The organism is Erwinia sp. 009765445 (assembly GCF_058137865.1).
This window is the reverse complement of the sequence record NZ_JBYUWC010000003.1, coordinates 136001-152607: the sequence shown is the minus strand read 5'-3', so window position 1 is coordinate 152607 and position 16607 is coordinate 136001. Positions and strand designations below refer to the sequence as shown.

Genomic DNA, 16607 nt, shown 5'->3' with positions numbered 1-16607 from the left:
ACTGAATGAAAGCCGCAACTAAGACGCAGAAGTTGAAACGCCCGGAAGATCAAGCCAGCTTTGTCAGCTGGCGTTTTGCGTTGCTTTGCGTCTGCATTTTGCTGGGCTTAGGAGGATTGCTGGCCCGCATGGCCTACCTGCAGGTGATTAACCCCGACAAACTGGTGCGCGAAGGGGATATGCGTTCCCTGCGCGTGCAGGCTGTTCCCACTGCCCGCGGCATGATCACCGATCGTGCCGGACGCCCTCTGGCGGTCAGCGTCCCGGTTAATGCTATCTGGGCTGATCCGAAAGAACTTAACGATAAGGGCGGCATCACCATGGACAGCCGCTGGAAGGCGCTGTCTGATGCGCTCTCCATCCCGCTGGATCAGCTGTCAGCCCGCGTGAATGCCAATCCGAAGGGGCGCTTTGTGTATCTGGCCCGCCAGGTGAACCCTGCCATTGGCGACTACATCAAAAAGCTTAAGCTTCCCGGTATCAACCTGCGTGAAGAGTCACGCCGCTATTATCCTGCCGGACAGGTGACTTCCCATCTGATTGGTTTCACCAACATCGATGGTCAGGGCATTGAAGGCGTTGAGAAGAGCTTTGATAAATGGCTGACCGGGCAACCAGGTGAACGTACTGTCCGTAAAGACCGCAATGGCCGCGTGATTGAAGATATCTCCTCTGTCGACAGCCGTGCGGCTCACAACCTGGCGCTGAGTATCGATGAACGTTTACAGGCGCTGGTTTACCGTGAACTGAACAACGCCGTGGCCTTTAACAAGGCGGAATCAGGCACTGCGGTGTTGGTGGATGTGAATACCGGTGAGGTGCTGGCGATGGCGAACAGCCCGGCTTACAACCCGAACAACCTGTCCGGCACCACGAAAGATGTGATGCGTAACCGCGCTATCACCGATATTTTCGAACCTGGTTCAACGGTGAAGCCGATGGTGGTGATGACTGCTCTGCAGCGCGGCGTGGTGAGAGAAAACAGCGTACTGAATACCGTTCCTTATCGTATTAACGGCCACGAGATCAAAGACGTGGCCCGCTACAGTGAGCTGACCCTGACCGGGGTTTTGCAGAAATCGAGTAACGTCGGTGTTTCAAGACTGGCGTTAGCGATGCCATCCTCAGCGTTAGTAGACACTTACTCACGTTTTGGACTGGGAAAGGCGACCAATTTGGGGTTGGTCGGAGAAAGCAGTGGCTTATATCCTCAAAAACAACGGTGGTCTGACATAGAGAGGGCCACCTTCTCTTTCGGCTACGGGCTGATGGTAACGCCGTTACAGTTAGCGCGAGTCTACGCAACCATAGGCAGTTATGGTGTCTATCGCCCGCTGTCCATTACCAAAGTCGACCCGCCGGTGGCGGGTCAGCGCGTTTTTCCTGAAGAACTGGTGCGCACCGTGATGCACATGATGGAAAGCGTGGCGCTGCCCGGTGGCGGAGGCGTGAAAGCGGCCATCAAGGGTTACCGCATCGCCATTAAAACCGGTACCGCTAAAAAAGTCGGGCCGGATGGCAAATACGTCAACAAATACATCGCATATACCGCTGGCGTGGCACCAGCGAGTCGTCCCCGGTTTGCGCTGGTGGTGGTGATTAACGATCCACAGGCTGGCAAGTATTACGGTGGTGCAGTTTCTGCACCGGTATTCGGCGCCATTATGGGCGGTGTTCTGCGCACTATGAACATTGAGCCTGATGGCCTGCCGCCTGCGGGCGACAAAAACGAGATGGCAGAGAACAGAAGTGAGGGATCGAGTGACAGATCGTAACCTGCGCGATTTACTGGCTCCGTGGGTGCCTGGCGCACCGGAACGGATGCTTCGTGAAATGATACTGGACAGCCGTCTGGCGGCTTCCGGCGATCTGTTTGTGGCGGTGAAAGGCCATGAGGCGGATGGACGCCGCTTTATTCCTCAGGCTATTGCTCAGGGCGTGGCGGCAGTGATTGCCGACGCAGAGGGTGAAGCTGAAGATGGTGAAATCAAAGAGATGCACGGCGTGCCGGTGATCTACCTGGCCCAGCTTGCTCAACGTCTGTCTGCCCTGGCAGGACGTTTCTACCAGCAACCCGGGGAAAAGCTGCGCCTGATTGGCGTGACCGGGACTAACGGCAAAACCACCACCACCCAGTTGCTGGCGCAATGGGCCCAGCTGCTGGGTGAAACCGGTGCGGTAATGGGCACCGTCGGCAATGGCCTGTACGGACATCTGGCTCCGGCAGAAAACACCACTGGCTCGGCGGTAGAGGTTCAGCACATGCTGAGTACGCTGGTGGAGCAGGGTGCCACGCTGGCGGCGATGGAGGTTTCCTCCCACGGTCTGGTGCAGCATCGTGTGGCAGCACTGCCTTTTGCCGCCGCTGCGTTTACCAATCTGAGCCGCGACCATCTTGATTATCACGGTGACATGGCGCGCTACGAAGCCGCGAAATGGCTGCTGTTCTCTGAGCATCAGGTGGGTCAGGCGATCGTTAATGCCGATGACGAAGTGGGACGCCGCTGGCTGGAAAAACTGCCGGATGCCGTGGCCGTGACAATGGAAAACAATTTACAGCCGGGCTGTCGTGGGCGCTGGCTGAAGGCGACTGCTGTCGACTATCACGACAACGGTGCGAAGGTGACGTTCGAATCCAGCTGGGGCAATGGCGAAATTGACAGCCGTCTGATGGGAGCATTTAACGTCAGCAACCTGCTGGTGGCGCTGGGCACACTGTTAGCTGTTGGCTACCCGCTGGCCTCGCTGATTGCGACCGGTAATCAGTTGCAGCCTGTCACCGGGCGGATGGAAGTGTTCACTGCAGCAGGCAAGCCAACGGTGGTGGTGGATTATGCTCATACGCCCGACGCGCTGGAAAAAGCGCTGCTGGCGGCACGCCTGCACTGTAAAGGGCAGCTGTGGTGCGTCTTCGGTTGCGGCGGGGATCGCGATAAAGGTAAGCGCCCACTGATGGGAGCGATTGCCGAGCAGTTTTCCGACGTGGTGGTGATTACGGATGACAACCCGCGCAGTGAAGATCCTGCGGCGATTGTGGCAGATGTGCTGAGTGGGCTGCTTGATGCCGGTCGCGCCCGTATAATGCCGGGACGTGCGCAAGCGGTCACTAACACCGTCTTGCAGGCGAAAGAGGGCGATATCGTACTGGTCGCTGGCAAAGGCCATGAAGATTACCAGATCGTCGGTAACCGCCGTCTGGACTACTCCGACCGTGTAACGGTCGCCAGATTACTGGGGGTAGTGGCATGATCGCGCTTTCGTTACAGACTCTGGCTGAACTGACCGGCGGCAAGCTCTACGGTGGCGACCTGACTTTTGCTGAAGTGACTACTGACACACGCAAGGTCAGTGCCGGGTGCCTGTTTATTGCTCTGAAGGGCGAGCGTTTTGACGCGCATGATTTCGTCGGGGACGCGATTGCTGCCGGCTCGGCAGCGTTGTTGGTGAGTAAGCACTTACCTGTTGCTGTTCCGCAGGTGGTGGTGGCCGACACCCGCATTGCGCTCGGACAGCTGGCTGGCTGGGTTCGCCTGCAATCCACAGCGCGCGTTGTGGCCCTGACCGGCTCTTCCGGAAAAACCTCGGTGAAAGAGATGACCGCTGCCATCCTGCGGGAATGTGGCGAGACGCTCTATACCGCAGGCAACCTGAACAATGATATCGGCGTACCTCTGACGCTGTTGCGCCTGACTGCCGAACACCAGTACGCGGTGATTGAGCTGGGTGCGAACCATCAGGGCGAAATCGCTTATACCACCGACATTACCCGCCCCGAGACTGCGCTGGTGAACAACCTGGCTGCGGCCCATCTGGAAGGGTTTGGTTCGCTGGCTGGCGTGGCAAAAGCCAAAGGCGAAATTTTCCAGGGATTACCGGTCAAAGGCACGGCGATCCTCAATGCGGACAGCAACGACTGGCCGCACTGGCAGAGCATGCTGCACAGCAAAACGGTCTGGCGTTTCTCCGCCCAGCCGCAGGCTGACAGTGACTTCTTTGCCACAGATATTCAGGTGACCAGCAGCGGCACGCACTTTGTGATGATGACTCCTGCGGGCAGCATCAACATTCAGCTGCCGCTGCCTGGTCGCCATAACGTGGCCAATGCGCTGGCAGCGGCTTCACTGGCGCTGTCTGTGGATGCGCCACTCAGCGCCATTCAGAAAGGTTTGTCAGGCCTGAAAGCGGTGCCTGGCCGTCTGTTCCCGATGCTGCTGGCAGAAGGGAAATTGCTGCTGGATGACAGCTATAACGCCAATGTGGGGTCGATGACCGCAGCTGCGCAGGTGCTGGCCGAAATGCCAGGCTATCGCGTGATGGTGGTGGGAGACATGGCGGAACTGGGTGATGAAGCTGAAGAGTGTCACCGTGAGGTGGGCAGGTCGGCGCGTCAGGCAGGGATTGATAAGGTCCTCAGCGTGGGAACTTTAAGCAAGGCAATCAGTGATGCCAGTGGGGTGGGTGAGCATTTCAGCGATAAATCTGCCGCCACAGCACGCCTCAGAACGCTGCTGTCACAGCAGCCAATTATTACCGTCTTAGTCAAAGGCTCGCGTAGTGCCGCCATGGAGCAGGTAGTGCAGAGCTTACAGGAGAAAGGAACATGTTAGTCTGGCTGGCCGAGCATCTGGTCACTTATTATTCTGGCTTCAACGTCTTTTCCTATCTGACGTTTCGTGCCATTGTCAGCCTGCTGACCGCTCTGTTTATCTCTTTGTGGATGGGCCCACTGATGATCGCCCGTCTGCAGGAAATGTCATTTGGCCAGGTCGTTCGCAACGACGGCCCGGAGTCGCACTTCAGCAAGCGCGGCACGCCGACGATGGGCGGGATTATGATCCTGTTCTCCATCACCGTTTCGGTACTGATGTGGGCCTATCCTTCCAATCCTTACGTCTGGTGCGTGCTGGTGGTGCTGGTGGGCTTTGGCATCATCGGCTTCGTTGATGACTACCGCAAAGTGGTGCGCAAAGATACCAAAGGGCTGATTGCCCGCTGGAAATATTTCTGGATGTCAGTGATTTCGCTGGGTGTTGCCTTCGCGTTATACGCCGCCGGTAAAGGGACGCCAGCCACTGAGCTGGTCGTGCCGTTCTTTAAAGACATCATGCCGCAGCTGGGGCTGTTCTACGTTGTACTGGCTTACTTCGTGATCGTAGGGACCGGTAACGCTGTGAACCTGACCGACGGTCTGGATGGCCTGGCAATTATGCCGACCGTATTTGTTGCGGCTGGTTTTGCGCTGGTGGCGTGGGCTACCGGTAACGTCAAGTTTGCCGAATACCTGCATATCCCCTATCTGCGCCACGCCGGTGAGCTGGTGATTGTCTGTACCGCTATTGTCGGCGCGGGCCTGGGCTTCCTGTGGTTCAACACCTATCCGGCTCAGGTTTTTATGGGTGATGTTGGCTCTCTGGCTCTGGGTGGCGCGCTGGGCACTATCGCAGTGCTGCTGCGTCAGGAATTCCTGCTGGTGATTATGGGCGGAGTGTTCGTGGTGGAGACCCTGTCGGTGATCCTGCAGGTTGGTTCGTTCAAGCTGCGCGGTCAGCGCATCTTCCGCATGGCGCCGATCCATCATCACTATGAGCTGAAAGGCTGGCCGGAGCCGCGCGTCATCGTGCGCTTCTGGATTATTTCACTGATGCTGGTGCTGATTGGCCTGGCAACGCTGAAGGTGCGGTAACTATGGCTGACTATCAGGGTAAAAAAGTCGTCATCATCGGGTTGGGCCTGACCGGTCAGTCCTGTGTTGATTTCTTTTTAGCACGCGGCGTTACGCCACGTGTGATGGATACCCGTGTCGTGCCGCCAGGACTGAACAAGCTGCCTTCAGATGTGGAACGCTGGCTCGGTTCGCTGAATGACAGCTGGCTGCTTGAAGCGGACCTGATCGTGGCCAGCCCGGGGATGGCCCTTTCGCATCCTTCCCTGATGGATGCCGCCGATGCAGGCGTGGAAATTGTTGGCGATATCGAACTGTTCTGCCGTGAAGCGCAGGCACCGATTGTGGCGATCACCGGCTCAAACGGCAAAAGTACCGTCACCACTTTAGTGGGTGAGATGGCTGAAGCTGCGGGCTGGCAGGTTGGCGTGGGCGGCAATATTGGCCTGCCAGCGCTGATGCTGCTGGATCAGCCCGCTCAGCTTTACGTGCTGGAGCTGTCGAGCTTTCAGCTGGAAACCACCAGCAGCCTGAAAGCTGCAGCCGCCACGATCCTCAACGTGACTGAGGATCATATGGATCGCTATCCACTGGGGATGCAGCAGTATCGTGCGGCCAAGCTGCGGGTGTACGAGCATGCGACTGTCTGTGTGGTCAACGCCGATGACGGAATGACCATGCCGGTTCGCGGAGCGGACAAGCGCTGTGTGAGCTTTGGTGTTGACGTGGGTGACTATCATCTTAACCGCCAGCAGGGCAGCATCTGGCTGCGGGTGAAGGGCGAGAAAGTGCTGAACACCGATGAGATGACACTGGTTGGTCAGCATAACTACACGAACGCGCTGGCAGCACTGGCGCTGGCGGATGCAGTCGGCTTGCCCCGGACATCCAGCCTGAAAGCCCTGACAACCTTCACCGGACTGGATCATCGCTTCCAGCTGGCTTATGACCATAACGGCGTGCGCTGGATCAATGACTCTAAAGCTACCAACGTCGGCAGCACCGAAGCCGCGCTGAACGGACTACAGGTGAAAGGCACGCTCTGGCTGCTGCTGGGCGGTGACGGTAAATCGGCTGACTTCAGCCCGCTGACCCGCTATCTGCAGGGCGATAACGTGCGGATTTACTGTTTCGGGCGCGATGGTGATGAACTTGCCGCGCTGTGCCCGGAGAAAGCCGTGCAAACGGACACTATGGCCGAAGCGATGGTGCAAATCGCAGCGAAAGTGCAGTCAGGCGACATGGTGTTGCTGTCGCCAGCCTGTGCCAGCCTCGATCAATTTAAAAACTTTGAGCAGCGCGGCGATGCGTTTACTCAACTGGCGAAGGAGCTGGGCTGATGCGCTTGAAAGGACTGAGCCTTGCGGGTGGGCTATCCGATCGTCTGAAAGACTGGGTAATGGGACCGCGTGAAAGCGATGCCGGCTCAATGGTGCTGTACGATCGTACCCTGCTGTGGCTGACGCTGGGTCTGGCCATTTTAGGTTTTGTGATGGTGACTTCGGCCTCAATGCCGGTCGGGCAGCGTTTGTCGGATGACCCCTTCTATTTCGCAAAGCGTGATGCGTTCTATATCGCGCTGGCATTGGGCATGGCACTGGTTACTCTGCGTGTGCCAATGGACTTCTGGCAGCGTTACAGCAACATCATGCTGTTGGTCACGGTAGTGATGCTGCTGATTGTGCTGGTGGTGGGCAGTTCGGTCAACGGTGCATCCCGCTGGCTTGCCCTTGGTCCGCTGCGTATTCAGCCTGCTGAGATGTCGAAGCTGTCCCTGTTTTGCTACCTGGCCAGCTATCTGGTGCGCAAGGTTGATGAGGTTCGCAACAACTTCTGGGGCTTCTGTAAGCCGATGGGCGTGATGGTGGTGCTGGCCGTTCTTCTGCTGGCGCAGCCCGACCTGGGTACCGTGGTTGTGTTGTTTGTGACCACGCTGGCGATGTTGTTCCTTGCCGGGGCAAAATTATGGCAGTTCCTGGCAATTATCGGCTCCGGAATTTTCGCTGTTTGTCTGCTGATTATCGCCGAACCGTACCGTATGCGCCGCGTAACGTCCTTCTGGAATCCCTGGGAAGATCCGTTCGGCAGCGGTTACCAGTTAACCCAGTCACTGATGGCTTTTGGCCGTGGCGAATTCTGGGGGCAGGGGCTGGGGAATTCGGTACAGAAACTGGAGTATCTGCCGGAAGCCCATACCGATTTTATCTTCTCCATTATTGGTGAAGAACTGGGTTATATCGGTGTGGTTTTGGCGCTCTTAATGGTATTCTTCGTCGCTTTTCGCGCGATGTCCATTGGTCGGCGCGCTCTGGAACTTGATCAGCGTTTTTCCGGTTTTCTTGGCTGCTCCATCGGCGTGTGGTTCAGCTTCCAGGCGCTGGTTAACGTGGGGGCTGCAGCCGGTATGCTGCCGACCAAAGGTCTGACGCTGCCGCTGATCAGTTACGGCGGGTCCAGCCTGATCATTATGTCGACCGCCATCGTGTTTTTGTTACGCATAGATTATGAAACGCGACTGGCCAAAGCCCAGGCGTTTACGCGAGGTAGTCGATGAAAGGCAAGCGTTTGATGGTGATGGCTGGCGGAACTGGCGGACATGTGTTCCCCGGGCTGGCGGTAGCTCACCATCTGATGGAGCAGGGCTGGCAGGTGCGCTGGCTCGGCACGGCGGACCGTATGGAAGCCGATCTGGTCCCGAAAAACGGTATCGATATTGATTTTATCCGCATCAGTGGGCTGCGCGGCAAAGGGCTTAAGGCGATGATCGCCGCCCCGCTGCGTATCTTCACTGCGGTACGCCAGGCCAGAGCGATTATGAAGGCTTATCAGCCGGACGTGGTGCTGGGCATGGGCGGTTATGTTTCCGGTCCTGGTGGCCTGGCCGCCTGGAGCTGCGGCATCCCGGTGGTGCTGCATGAGCAGAACGGCATTGCCGGGCTGACCAACAAATGGCTGGCGAAGATTGCCAAAAAAGTGATGCAGGCCTTCCCCGGTGCATTCCCGAATGCGGAAGTGGTGGGGAATCCGGTGAGAACCGATGTGCTGGCGCTGCCATTGCCTGAAGTGCGGATGGCGGATCGTTCTGGCCCGGTTCGCGTGCTGGTGATTGGTGGCAGTCAGGGCGCTCGCGTGCTGAACCAGACCATGCCGGAAGTAGCTGCGAAGCTTGGCGATAAAATTACGCTCTGGCATCAGGTAGGGAAAGGCGCGCTGGAAAGTGTGAATCAGGCTTACCAGCAAGTGAACCAAACTGGCCACAAAGTGACAGAGTTTATTGACGATATGGCAGCGGCCTATGCCTGGGCAGACGTGGTGGTTTGTCGCTCAGGGGCGCTCACCGTCAGCGAAGTGGCGGCGGCAGGTTTACCGGCCATCTTCGTTCCGTTCCAGCATAAGGATCGTCAGCAGTACTGGAACGCGCTGCCACTGGAGAAAGCAGGTGCAGCAAAAATTTACGAACAACCGCAGTTCACTGCGGAAGTCGTGGCGGATACGCTGGCCGGATGGGATCGTCCGGCATTACTGAACATGGCAGAGAAAGCCCGTGCAGTGGCTATCCCGGATGCAACCGAAAGGGTGGCAGCGGAAGTCAGCAAAGCGGCACTGTAAAAAATGAATTTCCTGGGACGAATTTATTCGTCTCATAACCGGTTACCGAAAGGCGCCGACAGGCAGAAGAGATGAATACACAACAACTGGCAAAACTGCGTTCTATCGTGCCCGAGATGCGTCGCGTCCGGCACATTCACTTTGTGGGCATCGGTGGTGCCGGCATGGGCGGTATTGCTGAAGTGTTGGCGAATGAAGGCTATGAAATCAGCGGTTCGGATCTGGCCCCAAACGCGGTGACCCAGCATCTGACTGCGCTGGGTGCGACCATCTATTTTAACCATCGCCCTGAGAACGTCAGCGATGCCAGCGTGGTGGTGGTTTCCACCGCAGTATCGCAGGACAACCCGGAAATTATCGCCGCTCGTGAAGCGCGTATCCCGGTGATCCGCCGTGCAGAGATGCTGGCCGAACTGATGCGTTTCCGCCACGGCATTGCCGTTGCAGGTACCCACGGTAAAACGACCACCACGGCGATGGTTTCCAGCATTTATGCAGAAGGCGGCCTGGATCCAACGTTTGTGAACGGCGGTCTGGTTAAGGCGGCAGGCACCCATGCCCGACTGGGCAGCAGCCGTTACCTGATTGCGGAAGCGGATGAGAGCGATGCTTCGTTCCTGCACCTGCAGCCGATGGTGGCGATTGTCACCAACATCGAAGCTGACCATATGGATACATACCAGGGCGACTTTGAGAACCTGAAGCAGACGTTCATTAACTTCCTGCACAATTTGCCGTTTTATGGCCGTGCGGTGCTTTGTGTTGATGATGCCGTTATCCGCGACTTAATCCCTCGCGTCGGGCGTCAGATCACCACTTATGGCTTCAGCGAAGACGCTGATGTGCGCATTGCCAGCTATGAGCAGCATGGCGCTCAGGGGCACTTTACTCTGGCCCGCCAGGACAAACCGCTAATGCGCGTTACGTTGAATGCGCCAGGTCGTCACAACGCGCTGAACGCCGCTGCTGCGGTTGCTGTGGCAACAGAAGAAGGCATTGATGATGAAGAGATCCTCAGTGCGTTGGAAAGCTTCCAGGGTACCGGTCGCCGTTTTGATTTCCTTGGCGAATATCCGCTGCAGGAAGTGAACGGTGTGCAGGGCACGGCAATGCTGGTTGATGACTACGGCCACCATCCAACGGAAGTGGATGTGACAATTAAGGCCGCACGCGCTGGCTGGCCTGACCGTCAGCTGGTAATGATTTTCCAGCCGCACCGCTACACGCGAACCCGCGATCTGTATGACGACTTTGCCAACGTCCTGTCGCAGGTGGATGTGCTGGTGATGCTGGATGTCTACCCGGCCGGTGAAACACCGATTCCGGGAGCGGACAGCCGTTCGCTGTGCCGCACCATTCGCAGCCGTGGCAAAGTCGACCCGATTCTGGTCTCAGACCATGATTCAGTGCTGGAAATGCTGGCACCTGCGCTTTCCGGCAACGATTTAATCCTGGTGCAGGGCGCAGGCAATGTGGGGCGTGTCGCCCGCAAGCTAGCCGACCAGAAGTTACAACCGCAGACGAAAGAAGGGGATCATCATGGCTGAGAAAGTAGCGGTATTGCTGGGTGGCACTTCTGCTGAGCGTGAAGTTTCGCTGATGTCCGGTAACGCAGTGCTGGCCGGGCTGAAAGAAGCCGGTATTGATGCTCATGCGGTGGATATTCGTGATTTCCCGGTAATGCGTCTGAAAGAAGAGGGGTTCGATAAAGCCTTTATCGCGCTGCATGGTCGCGGTGGTGAAGATGGTACGCTGCAGGGCGTGCTTGAGTTCCTGCAGATCCCTTATACCGGCAGCGGCGTGATGGCATCGGCCATCACCATGGACAAGCTGCGCACCAAATGCCTGTGGCAAGGCTGTGGTTTGCCGGTTTCCCCTTATGTGGCTATCACCCGTAAGGAGATGGATGCGGGTCTTGGCGCAGAAACCCAGGCGCGCATTGCTGCTTTAGGGCTGCCGCTGTTCGTTAAGCCAAGCAATGAAGGCTCCAGCGTCGGGATCACCCGCGTGAATCAGGCTGACTCGCTTCAGGCTGCGATTGATGAGGCTTTCCGTCACGATGATGACGTGCTGATTGAGGCTTTTTTGAGCGGTCCGGAATATACCGTTGGCGTGATCGGTAATGACATTCTACCGTCTATACGAATTCAGGTCGTTTCTGAATTCTATGACTATGAAGCTAAATACTTTTCTGACGATACTGAATACTTCTGCCCGAGCGGATTGTCTGCTGAAAAAGAAGCTGAACTGAGCGACATCGTGCTGAAGGCCTGGCGCGCTCTGGGCTGCAGCGGCTGGGGACGAGTGGACGTGATGATGGGCGGCGATGGCGAGTTTTATCTGCTGGAGGTTAATACCTCGCCAGGCATGACCAGCCACAGCCTGGTGCCGATGGCAGGCAAGCAGGCCGGAATGACCTTCCCGCAGCTGGTCGCCCGTATTCTGGAGCTGGCCGACTGATATGTCACAGGCCGCTCTGAATGTCCGAAACCGTGAGGCGCAGGAAAAAGCGCGTACCGGCCGCAGTAATGGCTCCAGGCTGGCGGGCATCATCTTTCTGCTGATGGTGCTGGGTGTAATGCTGGCTGGAGGATTAGTGGTGGTGAAGTGGATGAATGATGCTTCCCGCCTGCCGCTGTCCAGGCTTGTGGTGACAGGGCAGATGCACTACACCACTAATGATGATATTCGCCAGGCTATTTTGTCGCTTGGCGCGCCGGGAACCTTCATGTCGCAGGACGTGGATGTTATCCAGCAGCAGATTGAACGCCTGCCGTGGATCCAGCAGGTGAGCGTGCGTAAGCAGTGGCCGGACGAATTAAAGATTCATCTGGTTGAATATGTGCCCGTAGCTCGCTGGAATGACCTGCACATGGTTGATGCCGAAGGAAAATCCTTCAGCGTGCCGGCCAACCACATTGGTAAAGAAGCGTTGCCAATGCTTTACGGTCCGGAAGGCAGCGAGTCAGAGGTTCTGACCGGGTATCACCAGATGAGTGACCTGCTGGCCGCCAGCAAGTTTAAGTTGAAGGCGGCCTCAATGACCGCGCGGCGGTCATGGCAGCTGGTGTTGAGCGATGATGTGCGTCTGGAGTTAGGGCGCAACGAGGATATGAAGAGGCTGAAGCGCTTCATCCAGCTCTCCCCAACGCTGCAGCAGCAGGCACAAACGGAAAACAAGCGGATCAGTTACGTGGACCTGCGATATGACTCTGGCGCGGCAGTAGGATGGGCACCGCCATTAATTCAAACCACTGACGGTAACAAGCAACAGAATCAGGCACAGGCTAAACAACAATGATCAAGGCGACGGACAGAAAACTGGTAGTTGGACTCGAAATCGGCACCGCGAAGGTCGCCGCTTTGGTAGGGGAAATTCTGCCCGATGGCATGGTCAACATCATCGGGGTGGGCAGTTGTCCCTCCCGCGGGATGGATAAAGGCGGCGTGAACGATCTGGAGTCCGTCGTGAAGTGCGTACAGCGTGCGATTGACCAGGCAGAGCTGATGGCAGACTGTCAGATTTCTTCGGTATACCTTGCATTATCGGGGAAACACATCAGTTGCCAGAACGAAATAGGGATGGTTCCTATTTCCGAAGAGGAAGTGACCCAGGAAGATGTGGAAAACGTGGTCCACACCGCGAAATCCGTCCGTGTTCGTGATGAACACCGCATCCTCCATGTTATTCCGCAAGAATATGCGATCGACTATCAGGAAGGGATCAAGAACCCGGTCGGTTTGTCCGGCGTCCGTATGCAGGCAAAGGTGCACCTGATCACATGCCACAACGATATGGCAAAAAACATTGTCAAAGCGGTTGAACGATGTGGCCTGAAAGTTGACCAACTGATTTTTGCCGGTCTGGCTTCCAGCTTTGCCGTGCTGACTGAGGATGAACGTGAGCTGGGCGTCTGTGTGGTGGACGTAGGCGGCGGTACCATGGATATCGCGGTCTATACCGGTGGGGCACTGCGCCACACCAAAGTGATTCCCTACGCAGGTAACGTGGTTACCAGCGACATCGCTTACGCATTCGGGACTCCGCCAACCGATGCGGAAGCGATTAAAGTTCGTCACGGCTGTGCGCTGGGCTCCATTGTGGGCAAAGACGAAAACGTTGAAGTGCCGAGCGTGGGCGGCCGACCACCAAGAAGCCTGCAGCGACAGACGCTGGCTGAAGTGATTGAACCCCGTTATACCGAGCTGCTGAACCTGGTGAACGATGAAATCCTGCAATTGCAGGAGCAACTGCGCACCCAGGGCGTTAAGCACCACCTGGCGGCAGGTATTGTCCTGACCGGCGGCGCGGCACAGATTGAAGGATTGGCGGCTTGCGCCCAGCGTGTGTTCCACACGCAGGTGCGTATCGGACAGCCGCTGAACATTACTGGATTAACGGATTACTCGCAGGAGCCATACTACTCAACGGCGGTTGGCTTACTGCACTACGGAAAAGAGTCTCACCTCAGCGGTGAGGCAGATGTGGAAAAAAGAGCCTCAGTGGGCAACTGGTTTAAACGAATCAACAGCTGGCTGAGAAAAGAGTTTTAATTTTGAGAAAAGGGGATCATGCTAAGCTTATTTATGATCTCCCGGCGACAGGCACATAACGGAGAGAAATTATGTTTGAACCTATGGAATTAACCAATGACGCGGTGATTAAAGTCATCGGCGTCGGCGGCGGCGGCGGTAACGCCGTAGAGCACATGGTGCGCGAGCGCATCGAAGGCGTAGAGTTCTTTGCCGTTAACACCGACGCCCAGGCGTTACGTAAAACGGCAGTAGGCCAGACTATCCAGATTGGTAACGGGATTACCAAAGGTCTGGGGGCTGGCGCGAACCCGGAAGTGGGTCGTAACTCTGCTGAAGAAGATCGTGAAGCACTGCGTCAGGCGCTGGAAGGTGCAGACATGGTGTTTATCGCAGCTGGCATGGGTGGCGGTACGGGTACCGGCGCTGCACCAGTTGTGGCTGAAGTCGCAAAAGACTTAGGTATCCTGACAGTTGCTGTGGTGACAAAGCCTTTCAATTTCGAAGGCAAAAAACGCATGGCTTTCGCTGAGCAGGGGATTGCCGAACTCTCCAAGCATGTCGATTCTCTGATTACAATTCCAAACGACAAGCTGTTGAAAGTTCTGGGCCGTGGTATCTCTCTGCTGGATGCGTTTGGCGCAGCCAACGACGTGCTGAAAGGCGCGGTACAGGGTATCGCTGAACTGATCACCCGTCCTGGCCTGATGAACGTCGACTTTGCTGACGTGCGCACCGTGATGTCCGAAATGGGCTACGCGATGATGGGTTCTGGCGTGGCTTGTGGTGAAGACCGCGCTGAAGAAGCGGCTGAAATGGCGATCTCCAGTCCACTGCTGGAAGATATCGACCTGTCTGGCGCTCGCGGCGTGCTGGTTAACATCACTGCTGGCTTCGACCTGCGTCTGGATGAGTTCGAGACTGTGGGTAACACCATCCGTGCGTTTGCTTCCGACAATGCGACCGTGGTTATCGGTACCTCGCTGGATCCGGAAATGAACGACGAGCTGCGCGTAACCGTTGTTGCTACTGGTATCGGCATGGACAAACGTCCGGAAATCACGCTGGTAACCAATAAACAGCAGCAAACCCAGCCTGTGATGGATCATCGCTATCAGCAGCACGGCATGGCCCCGCTGCCTCAGGAGCAGAAACCTGCGGCGAAAGTGGTCAACGATCCGGGTACGCAAACCAACAAAGAGCCTGATTATCTGGATATTCCGGCCTTCCTGCGTAAGCAGGCGGACTAAGAATTTCCTGAGAGTTGGGATTCTCCGCTCTTTGTGCTAAAGTGTTCGCCCGCCAATGAGATATACTGGCGGTCGGATGAGTAATTTTGCGAGATAATGCGATGATCAAACAACGGACATTAAAACGTATTGTTCAGGCGACGGGTGTCGGTTTACATACCGGCAAGAAAGTCACACTGACGTTACGCCCTGCGCCGGCTAATACCGGGGTCATCTATCGCCGCACTGACTTGAATCCACCGGTTGATTTCCCGGCTGATGCCAAATCCGTGCGTGATACCATGCTCTGCACTTGCCTGGTTAATGAGCATGACGTGCGTATTTCTACAGTCGAACACCTGAATGCAGCCCTCGCAGGCCTTGGCATTGATAATATTGTGGTGGAAGTGAACGCGCCTGAAATTCCTATTATGGATGGCAGCGCTGCCCCCTTTATCTATCTGCTGATGGATGCTGGCATTGAAGAACTGAACTGCGCGAAGAAATTTGTCCGCATCAAACAGCCTGTCCGGGTTGAAGATGGCGACAAATGGGCGGAACTGAGACCGCATAACGGGTTTACGCTGGATTTCACTATCGACTTTAAACACCCGGCGATTGATGCCAGCTCACAACGCTACAGCATGGACTTCTCTGCTGAAGCCTTTGCGCGCCAGCTCAGCCGTGCCCGTACGTTCGGCTTTATGCGTGACATCGAAGCACTGCAGTCCCGTGGCTTGTGCCTCGGCGGCAGCTTTGACTGTGCAATCGTGGTGGATGACTACCGCGTATTGAACGAAGACGGTTTACGCTTTGAAGACGAATTCGTGCGTCACAAAATGCTTGATGCTATTGGCGATCTGTTTATGTGTGGTCATAACATCATTGGTGCGTTTACCGCATTCAAAGGCGGTCATGCACTGAACAACAAGCTGCTGCAGGCTGTTCTGGCTAAGCAGGAAGCCTGGGAATGGGCGACCTTCGAAGACGAAGCAGAGCTGCCGGTGACCTTCAGGGCACCCAATCTGGTTCTGGCATAAGCCAGAGCTACTTATTACGACTGGTTGAGCTGGTACTCTCTCCGGCCAGTGACGCCAGTCGTTCTATTACCTTCTTCAGTTTTTCCGGGCTTCGGCTTGCGACACTCCGCAATATTTCCGCACTGTGCTCACTGAGCTGGCGTCCTGCTGATTTCTCTTCTGACTGTTTGCTGCTTTCCTGCGCGCTTTCCTGACCTTTTACTGCTAACGATGGATTTATCCTGATGTCGATTGCCGTCAAAGATGGTAATATTTGCGTTCGTAAAGCTGACAGCAGACTGGATTGCTCATAGCGTAAGCGCATCATCCAGCTGGCATTAGCGGTTTCGAGCACCAGAATGCCCTGGCGAAAATTCGCCACGCGGCACCAGGGATGCAGCTGTGCCGGGAGAACACCCTGCACCGCACGGTTCAGCTTGTTCAGCGCAATGGCGCGATGCTGAATGGATTGCAGCATTCCCTGGCCTTCAGTTGCTTCGAATAAATTTTCTATAGATTGCGGGCGACTATCGCGCATAGCAGGCTCCGGCGGAA

Annotated in this window: 14 protein-coding genes; 13 read left to right on the top strand and 1 reads right to left on the bottom strand. The window is 56.3% G+C overall.

Annotated elements, in window-relative coordinates; genetic code table 11:
* Positions 1-5: 5 nt before the first annotated feature.
* The 13 genes from AC3Y5R_RS04160 to lpxC all read left to right on the top strand — a co-directional run bounded on the left by AC3Y5R_RS04160 (position 6) and on the right by lpxC (position 16073).
* Positions 6-1775, top strand: a complete 1770-nt coding sequence (locus AC3Y5R_RS04160) for a peptidoglycan glycosyltransferase FtsI (RefSeq protein WP_158781844.1) — start codon at positions 6-8, stop codon at positions 1773-1775.
* Positions 1762-3249, top strand: a complete 1488-nt coding sequence (gene murE, locus AC3Y5R_RS04155) for a UDP-N-acetylmuramoyl-L-alanyl-D-glutamate--2,6-diaminopimelate ligase (RefSeq protein ID WP_489920274.1) — start codon at positions 1762-1764, stop codon at positions 3247-3249. The genes AC3Y5R_RS04160 and murE overlap by 14 nt, the downstream gene beginning before the upstream one ends.
* Entirely contained in the window at positions 3246-4607 is a 1362-nt protein-coding gene (murF, locus tag AC3Y5R_RS04150; protein WP_489920273.1) for a UDP-N-acetylmuramoyl-tripeptide--D-alanyl-D-alanine ligase, read from the top strand. Before murE ends, murF begins: the two co-directional genes overlap by 4 nt.
* On the top strand, positions 4601-5683 hold the full coding sequence (gene mraY, locus AC3Y5R_RS04145) for a phospho-N-acetylmuramoyl-pentapeptide-transferase (protein WP_489920272.1): 1083 nt from the start codon (positions 4601-4603) through the stop codon (positions 5681-5683). The genes murF and mraY overlap by 7 nt, the downstream gene beginning before the upstream one ends.
* Before the next feature lie 2 nt (positions 5684-5685).
* A complete protein-coding gene (murD, locus tag AC3Y5R_RS04140; RefSeq protein ID WP_489920271.1) occupies positions 5686-7002 on the top strand; it encodes a UDP-N-acetylmuramoyl-L-alanine--D-glutamate ligase in 1317 nt (438 codons plus the stop codon).
* Positions 7002-8216, top strand: coding sequence for a cell division protein FtsW (ftsW, locus tag AC3Y5R_RS04135; RefSeq protein WP_489920270.1), 1215 nt, complete (start codon positions 7002-7004; stop codon positions 8214-8216). Before murD ends, ftsW begins: the two co-directional genes overlap by 1 nt.
* A complete protein-coding gene (gene murG / locus AC3Y5R_RS04130) occupies positions 8213-9271 on the top strand; it encodes an undecaprenyldiphospho-muramoylpentapeptide beta-N-acetylglucosaminyltransferase (RefSeq protein ID WP_489920269.1) in 1059 nt (352 codons plus the stop codon). Before ftsW ends, murG begins: the two co-directional genes overlap by 4 nt.
* Before the next feature lie 71 nt (positions 9272-9342).
* On the top strand, positions 9343-10818 hold the full coding sequence (gene murC, locus AC3Y5R_RS04125; RefSeq protein ID WP_489920268.1) for a UDP-N-acetylmuramate--L-alanine ligase: 1476 nt from the start codon (positions 9343-9345) through the stop codon (positions 10816-10818).
* Positions 10811-11731: a D-alanine--D-alanine ligase gene (locus AC3Y5R_RS04120; protein WP_489920267.1), complete on the top strand. Its 921-nt coding sequence runs from the start codon at positions 10811-10813 to the stop codon at positions 11729-11731. Before murC ends, AC3Y5R_RS04120 begins: the two co-directional genes overlap by 8 nt.
* A 1-nt stretch (position 11732) precedes the next feature.
* Positions 11733-12572 (top strand): cell division protein FtsQ, encoded by an 840-nt coding sequence (gene ftsQ / locus AC3Y5R_RS04115; protein ID WP_489920266.1) that lies wholly within the window; start codon positions 11733-11735, stop codon positions 12570-12572.
* On the top strand, positions 12569-13825 hold the full coding sequence (gene ftsA, locus AC3Y5R_RS04110) for a cell division protein FtsA (RefSeq protein ID WP_489920265.1): 1257 nt from the start codon (positions 12569-12571) through the stop codon (positions 13823-13825). Before ftsQ ends, ftsA begins: the two co-directional genes overlap by 4 nt.
* A 71-nt stretch (positions 13826-13896) precedes the next feature.
* Positions 13897-15054 (top strand): cell division protein FtsZ, encoded by a 1158-nt coding sequence (gene ftsZ / locus AC3Y5R_RS04105; RefSeq protein WP_158781833.1) that lies wholly within the window; start codon positions 13897-13899, stop codon positions 15052-15054.
* A gap of 101 nt (positions 15055-15155) precedes the next feature.
* Positions 15156-16073, top strand: a complete 918-nt coding sequence (gene lpxC, locus AC3Y5R_RS04100) for a UDP-3-O-acyl-N-acetylglucosamine deacetylase (RefSeq protein ID WP_158781832.1) — start codon at positions 15156-15158, stop codon at positions 16071-16073.
* A 7-nt stretch (positions 16074-16080) separates the two neighbouring features.
* Here lpxC and AC3Y5R_RS04095 read toward each other — a convergent pair whose 3' ends face one another.
* Entirely contained in the window at positions 16081-16590 is a 510-nt protein-coding gene (locus AC3Y5R_RS04095) for a DUF721 domain-containing protein (RefSeq protein ID WP_489920264.1), read from the bottom strand.
* Positions 16591-16607 lie beyond the last annotated feature (17 nt).